The 13,797-nt window shown below is 39.2% G+C and carries 7 protein-coding genes; all 7 read right to left on the bottom strand.

Translation table 11 applies throughout. The features are described from left to right. Positions 1-56: 56 nt before the first annotated feature. Positions 57-2,321: a family 43 glycosylhydrolase gene (locus tag Q0983_RS18450; RefSeq protein ID WP_299556382.1), complete on the bottom strand. Its 2,265-nt coding sequence runs from the start codon at positions 2,319-2,321 to the stop codon at positions 57-59. A gap of 1 nt (position 2,322) precedes the next feature. Next, complete coding sequence (locus tag Q0983_RS18445) at positions 2,323-3,684, bottom strand: sulfatase-like hydrolase/transferase (RefSeq protein ID WP_299556380.1); 1,362 nt, start codon at positions 3,682-3,684, stop codon at positions 2,323-2,325. 59 nt (positions 3,685-3,743) lie between these two features. Further along, complete coding sequence (locus Q0983_RS18440) at positions 3,744-4,895, bottom strand: enolase C-terminal domain-like protein (protein ID WP_299556378.1); 1,152 nt, start codon at positions 4,893-4,895, stop codon at positions 3,744-3,746. 156 nt (positions 4,896-5,051) lie between these two features. Beyond that, the gene (locus tag Q0983_RS18435) at positions 5,052-6,938 is read right to left on the bottom strand and encodes a sugar-binding domain-containing protein (RefSeq protein WP_299556376.1); all 1,887 of its coding nucleotides are present in this window, start codon (positions 6,936-6,938) and stop codon (positions 5,052-5,054) included. A gap of 571 nt (positions 6,939-7,509) precedes the next feature. Beyond that, on the bottom strand, positions 7,510-9,138 hold the full coding sequence (locus tag Q0983_RS18430; RefSeq protein WP_299556374.1) for an arylsulfatase: 1,629 nt from the start codon (positions 9,136-9,138) through the stop codon (positions 7,510-7,512). A gap of 8 nt (positions 9,139-9,146) precedes the next feature. Next, positions 9,147-11,171, bottom strand: coding sequence for a beta-L-arabinofuranosidase domain-containing protein (locus Q0983_RS18425; protein WP_299556372.1), 2,025 nt, complete (start codon positions 11,169-11,171; stop codon positions 9,147-9,149). A gap of 20 nt (positions 11,172-11,191) precedes the next feature. Further along, the gene (locus Q0983_RS18420; protein ID WP_299556370.1) at positions 11,192-13,609 is read right to left on the bottom strand and encodes a glycoside hydrolase family 127 protein; all 2,418 of its coding nucleotides are present in this window, start codon (positions 13,607-13,609) and stop codon (positions 11,192-11,194) included. Positions 13,610-13,797: the final 188 nt, after the last annotated feature.

Genomic DNA, 13,797 nt, shown 5'->3' with positions numbered 1-13,797 from the left:
ACCTATTTGCAATTACAAATCCCGGCAATATTTTTTCAATTGAAATCAAGTCTTTTTTACAATTCAAATTTTTGCGCTTCATCCGGCCCCGGTGTTCCATAAGCCGGATCTTTGGCACGTATAATTAATTCTCCGCTATCCGTAGTATAAACGTCCAGCGGTACAATCGTGGTTCCTCGTTGGTTGATGGAGGCTGCCGTGAATATCAAATTTTTGGTTTCAATGCCTTCTGCTTCAAACGGAGGAACGTTGGCATTGTAAAATGCTGTACACCACCATTTTCCATCTTTGTTTTTAAATGGTGTTCCGTGCCCAAGGAAACGGCCGACAAACTTGCGTTCGCCGTATGGTCCTGTAATTTTATCGGCTACGGCATAGTACAAGTTATAAGTCCCTCGTCTACCAATTCCGGTAGACCACCCGGTTCCAAACAATACATATTTTCCATTAATTTTCTTAATAAGACATCCCTCGTGTCCCATTCTTTTCATTTGTCCGCTTGGGCCAATTTTTATAGGCTTACCTTCAAAACCTGAAAAACCTGATTTTAGCCTGGCAATTTGAGTAGCTCCCCAAACCAACCACCAGCTTCCGTCATAGTCTTTAAACAACGAAGGGTCGTGCTTGTGTCCCAGATTTTCTCCCATAGGGTTCTCCCAAGGTCCGACAGGTTCTAAACCATTTGAAAGTGATAGATTTGATGCACGAACGGGAGTGGGGCTTGTATGTGTTATAGCCCAACGGTCTCCCAACCAGTGTAACTCCGGTGCCCATAAACGCCATTGCCGTTCTTCAACTTCAGCAAAACGTTCCGGTTTTATGTCGTCCCAAATGCCATCTTTTAAGCTATAGGCATTTTCAACCGGCTCCCAATCAATTAAGTCCTTACTCTTCCAAACATACGCTTTCCAGCCTACGCATGAAATATTGTTTAACCCGATATTATAGGGATCCGTCCTGACCAGTTCTTTTTCATTTAATGGTGTTGTACCGGTTAAGTAAAAATCACCGTCAGGGCCAATATTTATAAAGGGGTCCCGAATCCATCCGGTCTTTATAAATAAAGCTTTGTCATGGGACTTAAGCCCCATCTCAATGGTTTCACGGCTATCCACTTCTGCTACCTCAGGTACTTTAGACAAAGTAGTATATGGAACTGCGGTTAACTTTTTAATTAAACGTGTTTCTTCTTTATCATAGGGCGTCCCGTCTTTTCTAAAGACATCATGAAACCAAGGTTCGGGTTCTGCTATGAACTTTTCTTTCCACGATTTCCACGGATAAATGGTTTGGGACTTGCCATCAAACAGTCCCCAATTATAAGCTGCCACCCTGTTTTTATGGAACATTGGTAATATCCCCTGAAAAGTGGAACCGGCAGAACGTGCCATATATTCGGTACACATTATAGGACGATTGTATCTTTTCAATCCCTCAACCATTCTCTCAGTTTCTTCAGGTCCCTGATAACTATGAAACGAAATAATATCTGAATTTTCCAGACTGAATTTTTCAATGGCATCGGGCTCCTCCAGCCAGGTTGCTTTACCCCAAACTCCTACCGTTAGTGGTTGTGACGGCCCAATTTCACGTGCCCAGACAAAAGATTTTTTCAATAATTCCAGAGCACGATCTAGCTTTTCCTTTCGTGGTAAATCCGGTGCTTTACTTCCGCCACCAAAATTTCCGCCATTAGCATTGTCGGGTTCATTAAACATATCCCAAATCAGAATTCGCTCATCATTTTTGTAACGTGAAATTACCGACTGAACATATGTCTTTAATTCATCCTGTTTTGCTGAATCTTCCAAAATTTCACGTCCTGGGGATTGCACCCAACCTGAATTATGAACTCTTGGTGTTGGCTCCGGTTGCTTACCCACTTTGGGATAGGGATTCCAAACCCCATCAAAGAAAACTATCATTGGTTTTATACCATGTTTATCGGCTATTTCGAGAAATCTATCTACTCTGGTCAAGAAACCTTCTTTATCCTGTTTCCAGGCTAAATCGTGTAAAAACACACGCATGGTGTTCATGCCAATTTCTGAGGCATGACGCAGTTCAAAATCTATTTGTTGAGGATCAAAAGTCTCTTCCTGCCACATTTCCAGTTGATTGATTGCCGAAGCAGGCACATAGTTCCCTCCCGCAAGGAAGGGATACTGATCGTACCAATCATTCGCCTGTTCTATTGTCCATTGGCTAGCTGAGGATGGGTTTTCAGTTATAGATTTTTGACTTTTACCATTTTTACAGGCCACTAATCCATATAAAAAGAGCAAAATTATAAAGCCACTTGATACTTTTCTTTTATTCATGTTATCCTTTAATTTTTTCTATTTCTTTTTTCCTCTTGAATTTGGGCATGTATTGAAAGGCCTCCAATTCTGTTTGTTGCCCTTTATCTCCACATGCTGCCATCCATTTTAGAAGTTCCTTCCTAAGTTTCTTTTTTATGGATTCAAACTCTGGTTTGCCTGCTAAATTGGACATGCACCATTTATCGTTTTTAACATCGTACAGTTCTTCTTCGGGACGGAAAGCGTATTTATGAATCAATGCCCTGGCCCGTTCATCCGTTTCTGCCCTGGCTTCCCATGATCTATACCATGCTGTAGCTTTGTCTTTCTTGTTATTTACTGTATTCTTAAATTTAACTTCCGGAGTAAGATTCCAGATATAGCGATAATTCTCATCAACCACCGCCCTTATTCCATAATAATCTGACCCAGAAAATATACCACGTGTAGTTTGCAGGCTGAACGAATACGGTTTCACTTCTTCCTTTTCATTTTTAAAAATCGGAAGTAAACTTTCTCCATCCAACTTTTCAGGAATTTTTCCACCGGCTACATCGATAAAAGTTGGTAATAAATCGCAGTATTCAACAATGGCACTGGATTCTGTCCCTTGCTGAATGACTCCGGGCATACGAGCTATAAGAGCCGACTTCACACCAGCTTCATATAATGTCCATTTTGCAAAAGGAAAATTATTACCCTGCTCACTGGCAAAAACCACCAGGGTATTTTCTGAAAAACCATATTTATCCAATAAATCCATGACTTCTCCAACCTGACCATCCAAATAATTTATTTCAGCCAAATACCTGCAGTAGGCCTTGCGGGTTTCTTTGGTGTCTACATAATGTGGCGGCAGTGTGATTTCATCCGGGTTAAACAAAGAGGCATCGCCTTTATCCCAAGGTGTATGGGGTTCATTAGAGGTAAGCACCAATGCAAATGGTTGCTTGTTTTCCTTTACCTCTTTCAAAAAGGCCTCCACCAGTTCAAAATCCGGGTTCCTATCATTCCCTAAATACTCAAACGGAAATACTTTTTTGGGACCTATATGTGTTTTACCTGAAAGCGCTACCCTGTAGCCCAATGGTTTTAAATATTGAACTATACTTTCGGTTCCCGGGTTTGCATTGGTGTGGTTGGGATACGCCTCTGTTTTTACCGGATATATACCCGTAAAAATATTATGCCTTGTTGGTGAACACATGGGAGCAGCTTGATAACAACGCTCAAATTGCATGCCTTCAGACGCCAATTTGTCTATGTTGGGTGTTTTAGAATCTTTACTTCCATAGCATCCAATATCCCAATGGGTACAGTCATCTGCAAGTATAAAAACTATGTTTGGACGCAGGTTCGAGTTTAAAGGTTTTTGTCCCAAAGTGCAGCCTGTTATAAAAATTGCTAAGATTATTGTAAAAATATTATTCTCCTTCATTATTATTTCTTCAAGATCTTCATTCCAAAACCTGGTGCATCGGAAACTTTAATTTTACCATTTATCATGGGATAATTACCATAATCAATATCTTCGGATAGGCAGGTTACTCCTTCAACCGTGCAAACATTTCCTAATCCTGCAGCAATTTGAGCGGTGTAATTGGTTTTCAAGCGATTGCCCCATGCATGAGGACTTGAAAGCATCTTTATTCTTTTGAGTTCAGGCATTAGTTTTAGCCATTTTGAAAAACCATAACCATAGGTATCGGGTAGGAACACATCCATCAATTGTTGCTTACCCAGCCCTAAGCAGACCTCAAAATCCGGACGGGATTCTCCATCTGCATAAAATGTGTTTTCAAAACCATTTTGCAGCATCCACTGTTTCAGTTTTTTACCGGCTTCGACTTCCTCCCTGAATGGTTCTTCAACCCAATATAAAGGCATATCTCCAATACCTTCAAGAAATTTAATGGTGCCATCCAGTGTATACATATCATTGGAATCGACCAGTACTTCTACTCCCTTGTCTTTAAAGGAATGGTAAATAAGTTTTACTACTTCAATATCCTTAGCAAGACCTTTATCGTGTTCATACCATCTTCCGCTACGACCTATTTTAACCTTTAATTGTTGGTAACCATAATCGACATCCCACTGGCAATTCTCCAAGATAGCATCAATTCCCTTTGTTTCGTTTCCGGGATTGAGTTCATCCAGATAAATCATACCGCTGTAAATAGGTGTTTCATTAGTTCCATTACCTCCAATAAGTTTATAAACAGGCTGGTTTAGAATCACCCCCATTAAATCGTGCAAAGCAAAATCAACACGGTTATCAAGTCCGTCAACAATTCCTATCTCAGGCAAAATTAAATCAGTAACTTTTTTGTTTTTTAGAAGCGGGAACAGGTCGGTGGCCTTGGGATGAGAAAGCCCCCACCCAATTGCTCCCTTGTTAGTATACAAGCGAAGTGCGGTAGATTTTTTTTGCTGCCCGTGAAAATCTATTCTACCGTTTTTGCCTACAAATCGAGGCCAATGGAAATTTAGCTCAACCAACTCACATTTGTCAATTATATGTTTATCAAGTTCCTGAATTTGTTTCGAGCGTGTATCAGAACGCGCCCACAAACCAGGTAAAACTGTCATTCCTGCGAATGCGGCCCCAGTTATTTTCACAAAGTGGTCTCTTTTCATTATTGACTTATTATTGCTTTTAGTTGATAGATTTCACTCTCGCATTCCATATAAATGTTGCTCTTCTATTGTAGACTATTTCACCCATGTTGATTAAGGGATATACTGTTAATCTAACAACCCTGCATTTTTATGAATTTCATAAAGCCTATCCGGTGAAATTTTCATTACTTTTCTATCATAGGTAATCAAACCATTAATTTCGCCCTCAACATCTGTTGTTTGGGTATAAACGCCTGCACTGATCCCTTTTTTCTTCAGTTCTCCCAGAATATTGCAACTCTTTATGTAACGCTCTATATATTCTTCTTTCGTTTTTGGTAAGCCGCCATAACCCCAATTTCTTTTATTGACGTCCCACAGGTGGTTTTTGACCGCCCATCCATGGCCACCAAACTCGCCCACAACCTTTACATAATCGTTATAAAGTGGCACGTCTAGTGGAAAATCGGGATGTGGATATTTGTGTTGATCGGCTATATCGCCTACCTCAAAGAAATTACCTCCACTGGCAATATTGAGCAAGCGCGATGGGTCATAGGATTGCACCCAATTGCCAATTTTCACACTTCGGTGCTGCCCCCAACGTTCATTAAAAGTCGTCCATATTACTACTGAAGGATGATTATAAAGCAAGTCGATCATTGTTTTCAACTCATCCATATATTGATTGTGTGCCCAATCCGGCCAATCCGCTTCAACAAGATCAGCTTCTTCTTGCCACCAATTTTTATTTTTAGGTTTATAGTTGTTAGAAAGTGTTTCCAGTCGCTTCCATTTAGGCCATTCCCTACCTCCTGCCCCTCCAGAGGTTTGGTCTTGCCAAATAAGAAATCCCATACGGTCGGCATGATAATAATAGCGACGAATTTCAGCCTTTTTATGTTTTCGAATCATATTAAAGCCTGCCTTTTTCAAGAAATCCATTTCCCAAACAATGGCTTCATCTGCCGGAGGCAATAGAAAACTTTCAGGCCACCATCCCTGGTCAAGCGGACCCAGGTGGAAGATTTTTTCTCCGTTTAAGGTAAACTGCCAATTGCCAGCCGCATCATACGCTTTGCCTACGGTTCTAAATCCGGCGTATGAACTTACTTTGTCCAAAACTTTTCCTGCTTCCCCAATAAGCTCAATTTTAAGGTCATATAGCACCGGATTTGCCGGCGACCAGAGTTTGACATTTTTTACGCTTAACTGAACATAGTCACTGTTACCTCTTTTTACAGCAACAACTTTATCATTTTCCAACACGGTTACTTTTAATTGGGTTTCCTGACCTACCCCTTCAATTTTAGCTTCAGCTTTTAATTTGCCGTACATATCGGCCAGGATCTTCACGGATTCTATATATGTTTCCGGAACACTTTCCATCCAAACTGTTGCCCAGATGCCAGAAGATGGCGTATACCAAATCCCGCCATTTTTTCTTTTCTGTTTACCACGAAGTTGATAAAGGTCCGGATCATCGGTCCCATCAATAACACGTAGCTTAACTTCATTTTTTCCGTCTTTAACAAGGTCCGTAACATCGAATGAAAAAGGAAGATTGCCACCAATGTGAGAACCCACTAACTGCCCGTTGACCCATACCATGCATTTATAATCAACACCTTCAAAATTGAGTAGTTGACGTTCATGGTCTTTAGGTGTCAATTGAAATGTACGGCGATACCATATGACCTCGTTGGAATCAATCCGACGGCCAACGCCAGACAATGGCGTTTCCAAGGCAAAAGGCACAAGAATATTTTGCTCCCATTGTTCCGGTTTTGCTGCCCGGTTAGAAGTAATTGCATATTCCCAAAGTCCGTTCAAGTTTTTCCATTGTTGACGTACCATCTGTGGTCTGGGATATTCTTGCCAAACATTTTCAGGTGTGACTTTTTCGGCCCAAGTAGTCATTATTTTATCACCGACTGGTTTCCAGCTTTGTGCTGAAACCGTCATGCCAATACCTATTAGCAGAACGGATAGTTTTATTCTTATTGATTTCAATTGCTTATATTTTATTTAGTAAAAGTATACTGTTTAATTAAGTTTGTTTAGTATTTCTGTTCATGATTATAGCATTTCTGTTCAGAAACAAAAAATTATTCTTTCCCATATAATTTGATGACCGCTTGTGACTCCTTTCCGGAGTTTTCCATCCAGAAAGAAATTGTTACCCGCCGTTTATCAGAGTTAAACCAAGCTTCAGGCACCTATTTTTCAAAGTCAAACTTCTTACCTGAGCCTATTTTATCGCATTTAATTGAATGATTTGCTTTTGCACTTGAAGTCCAGCTTAGCCAATCGAAGGTTCCGTAGTCAAAAAGAAAACAACTACAAATAGGATACAAAACCCAAACGGAATAGTGATATCCTTTGTATTCTTCTTCATCTTTTGACCTCCCATATGATGCCTGTTTTATTCAAGGGTCACTTTTGAATATGTGACCCTTGAAATAACTAAAACAAACAACTATTAAACTAAAGCTATTGAATTTTGAATCCTGCTGGGTGGTGTATCATTATACTCGTATTGATTGCATTTGAAGGAATCGGAGCAAAATAATTAATCTTTAGACTAATTATATTCAAGCGGCCACTCTCTAACATCAGCTTTTTTTGCCCAATTAAAATAGGCGTCTTTTAACTCCGAAACTAATTCGGGTTTTTCTTCAATTAGATTATTAAGCTCGGTAGGGTCTTCTTTGAGATTATAGAGTTCCCAAGGCTTTTGACTTACTGCTACCAGTTTCCAATCGCCTTTTCTTACTGCTCTATTACCTATATGTTCCCAAAAGATATAATCATGTTCTTCTACTCGATTTCCCTCAAACAAAGGTGTTAATGTTATTCCTTCCTTTGGTATAATTTTATTACCATTAAACGTTTCCGGATAAGTAGCTTCTCCCAAGTCCTGAAGTGTTGCCATAATATCCACAATATGTCCGCGATAGTCGTTTATTTGGCCTTCCTTAATTTTATTGGGCCAATGTGCTATAAAGGGTGTTGCCGTTCCTCCCTGGTGCACGTAACGCTTGTATAGCCTGAAAGGTACATTACTAACATTTGCCCAAGCTTGCCCCTGGCTTACAGACCAACCACTTTCTTCTTTCCATTCATTATAATTGGCCATTTTATTTTCTTCCCATTTTAAACCAAACATGCCTCTTTCAGCTGAGCATCCGTTATCTGACAAAAAGATAATTAGCGTATTATCGTATTTTCCAATCTCCTTTAAATGTTGTATCAAACGTCCAATATTTTGATCCATTCTGTCAATTTGGGCCGCATACATTGCTCTTCTAAAATCCAGGTTTTCTTTATCTATTTGAGGTAACGAATCCCAATTAACGTTATCTGGTGGAGATAACACTGCATTTTGTGGAATCACACCCAACTTTTTCATACGCACGTGTTTTTCTTCTCTCAGTTTGTCCCAACCTTCCATATATTTACCCCTGTATTTCGCTATATCCTCATCAGGAGCCTCTAAAGGAAAGTGTGGCGCATTGTAAGCCATGTATAAGAAAAAAGGTTTATTATCTTTCCCATTTTTCACTTCTTCATTCAAAAAATGAATACCATAATCGGTAAACACATCGGTAGTATACCAATCTTGCTCTGGATGCAAATCATTCTTGGGATCCGCAGTAGCCGGAATATGAAGTTTACCATCTAAATACACATCACAGCCTTCCAATACTTTCCAATAGCTATCTATATGAATATTTATACCATAAAATCTATCAAAACCCCTGCTTGTAGGCCATTGCGCTTCTTCTTTATGCCCTACGTGCCATTTTCCGGACATCATGGTTTTATAGCCTGCTTCTTTCAGGACCTCCGCCAATGTAACCGTTGTATTGTTCAAATACCCTTGGTAACCTCCTCCAAGATTTTTGCCATATACCATATTGCCTATGCCTGCCTGGTGGGCATAAACCCCTGTTAATAAACTAGCTCTAGTTGGACAGCACCTTCCTGAGTTATAAAAATTAGTAAGGCGAAGACCTCCGTAAGCTAAACTATCCAGGTTTGGTGTGTTAATCTCTCCACCGTAACTTCCTAAATCCGAGTACCCTAAATCATCTGCAAGAATTAAAACGATGTTTGGCCTTTCATCTTCCTGTTTGGGCGTTTGCTTTTGGCTATTGTTACAACCGAAAAAGAAAATGGTAAATAAAACAAAATGGTAAAAACTTTTCATCAATTATTTCAATTATATTTTTTGTGAATATCAACCTCCGGAAATTGAGATATTCTTAGCGTTGTGCAACCATAGGGTATCAATTCTATTTTAACCTCCTTTGTCCCCAATTCTCGATGTGGCCATGGTGATTCCGGTAATTTTCCAGTATTACCATTATATTCTTTCCAGTATGGGATCAACTTGGCTTTAGTATAAATTGAAATTGGCGCATTTTCTAAATTCCAAGGCATATCGGCAAGTTTACCTTGCTTTATTTCTACTTTAAAATCATTCTGTTGCAATGTTCTTTTTGGAATACCATAATTCCAAGCTGATTTTGGATACACTTCATAAAAAGTATCTTTCCATTCATCCTTTTTTATTTCTGCCCATTCTTCTTCTATTTTTAAGGCAAATAAAAGTGGGCCCCGCTCAACGGCAATTGAACGTTCGTACCAGCGGGATATTCTAATTTTCATGGGAAATTGCAAACTCACTTTATCACCTTTTTTCCAGGTTCTTTTTATAGTTACAATTTGATTATCAATTTCAAAATTTACAATTTCTCCATTTACCAAAATTTTTGGGCTTGAACACCATTCCGGGATTCTGAATTCAAAATCGAAAGCCACTTTTCTCCTGGGTTTAATAGTGAACTCTACAACGTCATCAAACGGATAGTTGGTATCCTCCTCAATTTCTACCTTAACCCCATTGGCAACAGTTATGGTTGCACTGGAGGGTGCGTAAACCAAAGCAGCTATACCATTGTTAGCCGTAGCATAAAACAAATTCTGAACTAATTTGGGCCATCCCTGATGCATATTGGACACACAACATGGATAACCGGTAGTAGTTCCAAATAATGTGCTACTTCCATGATATTCACAATCAAAATTACGATACTCATGTGTAACTTTTATTTGATTAGGTTGTTGAAAATATTGCTTGCGCATGAATGCATCATCATGTTGTGTTGGCAATACATTATATGCTATTTTCTCCAAATAATCTGCATAATACGTATCACCCGTAATAGGTAACATACTTTCAAAAGAATACATGATCTCAACTGCTGAACAAAACTCAGAACCCTGGGTTGGATCATTGCCATGCAAAGCTTCATCCCCACCATACATGCCATTGGCAAACCCATGACCTGCTTTCAAGGCTTCCAGCCCATTAATGGGAGCATTTAAATGAATTGAATCTTTACTTTGCTGATAGTAAATTACGGGCTCCTTCAGGCCCTGGGCCACATTCACGCAATGTAATTGCGCATAAGGATTTGACTGAACCAACATATCGCCCGAAAAAACCTTTGTCCAATTATAAGTTTGTTGATGGATTAGTTCTCCCAATTCCAATAAATATTTTTCCCTGGTGATGTTATATAGCCAATACACAATTTGGAGATTGTCGCCTCCTCTACGTCCGGCCCAATAGGTATATTTGTCTAACGGCGTATTTGGCAATTCTCTTAGTTGGTATTTAAAATAGTTGTCCATTAAGGTTAAAACCCTTTTATCCCCGGTGGCCATATAATATTGCTGCAATACTTTTAACATGACCATTTTGGGCCACCAATCTTCGCTTAGTGATTGTTGTGTTCCTTTTATTTTTGGAGTTCCTTCCGAGTTTGGAATAGGGCCAAAATATCCATTTTCCCGTTGGTTTTCAATGCTCCAATTTACCCATTTCTCTACTTTGGCAATAAGTCTTTCATCTTCCAATAAATAAGCTAAAGGTGTTAGACCATCTACCCAATAAGGCCCTCTTTCCCAGCTATCTCCCGTACCTCCAAGCCATCCGTTATTGTCGCCGGCTACTACTTCATAAACATCATCTAAACTGCCGGTTAAACCATCTCGTTGTATCTCTAACATATTTTGCAACCAACCTTTGGCTTTTATGTTGTCCAAAGGCAATGCAGTATAAGGTTGGGCCACAAGGGGTTCTTGATTGGTTATATAGTGACTATTTCTCTGTGAATAAGCTAATGTTAGACAAAACAGAAACAATAAAAATACTGGTAAACTAGCTCTTTTCATTTTTTATGCTTCTTTGATTATTACATTACCTCCCATTCATAAAGCCCAGCCTGAGGACTACCCTGGGTTATTTCCAAACGTAATGCTGATGTTGTGATTCTTTTAAAGCTAATCGTGCTTGGCTTACCATCCGGATTTATAGGATAATTTCGAACTCTGATCTCTTTCCATTTATTCCCCTTTTTATAGTGCAGTTTATAAGATAGTGGTAGTTTAGTTCCAACTTCTTCATTTTTCCAATATACGGTACTTTCTGAAATTGTTGTTGGTTCATCAAAATTCATATCGATCCACTCTGTTGAGTTCTTTAATGGCCAAAAATTAAAATGAGGCACTTCAATAGAGGGCGAGGCTGTTGGTTTGTAAGAGTCATTCACAAGGTACAGTCCTCCTGCTCTCATTTGCTTGGACGTTGTTAAGGTAGCTTGATTTCCCTTTGTTGGTACCGGCTCCGGAAAAACAGCACTTTCTTTGTTCGGGATCCAAACTTGCATTTCACTACCTCCTCTGTTTGCCCAGGCATAGTAAGGTATAGCCTTAAAATCTATAACTTCTCTATGTAGAGTTCCCGAAGTGTTTTTCTTTATATATGTTGCTTTTCCGTTCACGGTAATTACCCCATCAAATAAATCCTTTTCATACTTAAGGCTAAACTTTTGGTCTTCATCAATCATTATATTATTTGCTACCTCACTTCCTAAATCCTTTCCCTCTACACAATAAACCAACGGTCCTAACTGAATGGCCACCCTTCCTTCGTTTTCCAGAATTTTTTTATGTGATTCCACTATACGCAACTCATAAGGAAATTGGACTTCTACCTGATCATTAGTTTGCCACACTCTACTAACCACAGCATAGCCTCTATCTACCTTATAATCAACATTTTCACCATTAACTTTGATTTTTGTCTTTTCTTCTAAAGGTTTCTTAAATGCATACAAGTCTGAAGGAACCGGCCGTTCCGATGCCCAACCCGGTATCCTTATTTTTAAGGAAAAGTCTTTGCTTTCTTCCGTTTTCACATTCAATTTAACATTACCAGACCATGGCAACCCACTAATTTGAGAAACTTCCACATTGGTTTCCCCCAGCATTATATTGGTTTTGCTTGAAACAAATAAATTCACGTATATACCACCTTTGTCGTGGGCATAAATATATCCGGGAACATCTGGTAAGAAACGGGAAATATTTGACGGACAGCAAGATGTATTGAACCATTGGCTTCGTTGAGTTTTCCCTCTTGATTCCAACCTGTTTGGGTAAAAGAACTCATCTCCACTAAGTGACACCCCCGAAAGTACATTGTTATACATAGACCTTTCAAGCACATCTGCATACTTAGCATCTCCATGTGTCAAGAATAATCTCTGATTCCAAAACACATTAGCAATTGCTGCGCATGTTTCATTATAGGCTCTTAAATTTGGCAACTCATAATGATCACCAAAACCTTCATGACCTCCAGCCGCTCCAATACCTCCTATAATGTACAATTTGGTATCTACAATGTCATGCCATAGTTTATCCATAGCTTCAACATAAGCCTTATCATCTGTAAGGGCAGCCATATCTGCCATGCCGGCATACATATAAACCGCTCTTACAGAATGCCCTACAGCTTTGTCCTGGTCAACAACCTTTTTGTGTGTTTGATTGTATGTCCCTAACCCCGGTTTTTCTCCCCTCTTATCCAGAAAGAATTTGGCCAGATCCAGATAACGCTTTTCACCGGTTACTTCATAGAGCTTTACCAATCCAACTTCAATTTCCTGATGCCCCGGAACCTCTTCCAGTTTTCCCCAACCAAAAACCTTATCGACCAAATCAGCATTTTTTATGGCTATATCCAAAAACGTACGCTTTCCCGTTGCCCTATAGTGCGCCACGGCAGCCTCGTACATGTGCCCTACATTGTACAACTCATGAGAACCGTCTTTTTCAACCCCAACCCATCTTGGCAATTTAGCATCTCTATGTTCATCGGAAACCCCTAAAATGGTTTTTACTGTAAACAAATATCCGTCCTCTTCCTGGGCAGCACCTACATAACTAATTAAGGTGTCTAAATATTTTTCTAATTCCGAATCCGGGTGTTGACTTAAGGAGTAAGCAGCCCCTTCCATAACTTTATATACATCGGAGTCATCATACCCCCGCCTGGTATTGAAAGTTCCTTCTTCCAAACCTCCGGCTACTTTAAAATTCTTGATACGCCCGGTCTCTTCACTTCTCTCAAATGCTATCGGGATGGTAACCTCTCTATTAGTTTCCATTCTTTCTTTCCAAAAACGGTCTGTAACTTCTACTTCTGTAAACGGTATGGGTTTTATTGGATAAAAGGATTCTTTTACCTGGGAATAACTTCTTCCTAAACTTACAATAAGTACAAGAAACAATAAGTTAACTTTTGAAAGTGCAAATCTTCTCTTCATAATAAATTTATTATTTAACTAGTCAAAATTCTCTCGTTTAAATCTAAATTACAGAAATGTTCAGGTATTTTTCATTCGTTTTATTCTTTTGATTAAGATAGTATCAACATATAGTAATATTCTTTAATTAGTCATCTTTAATACACTTAGCAATAACAACATAAAAACTTTTCTTACATATATAAACT

Source organism: Seonamhaeicola sp. (genome assembly GCF_028281565.1).
GTDB lineage: Bacteria > Bacteroidota > Bacteroidia > Flavobacteriales > Flavobacteriaceae > Seonamhaeicola.
The sequence above is the reverse complement of the archived record's forward strand: the minus strand, read 5'-3'. Positions and strand labels throughout refer to the sequence as shown.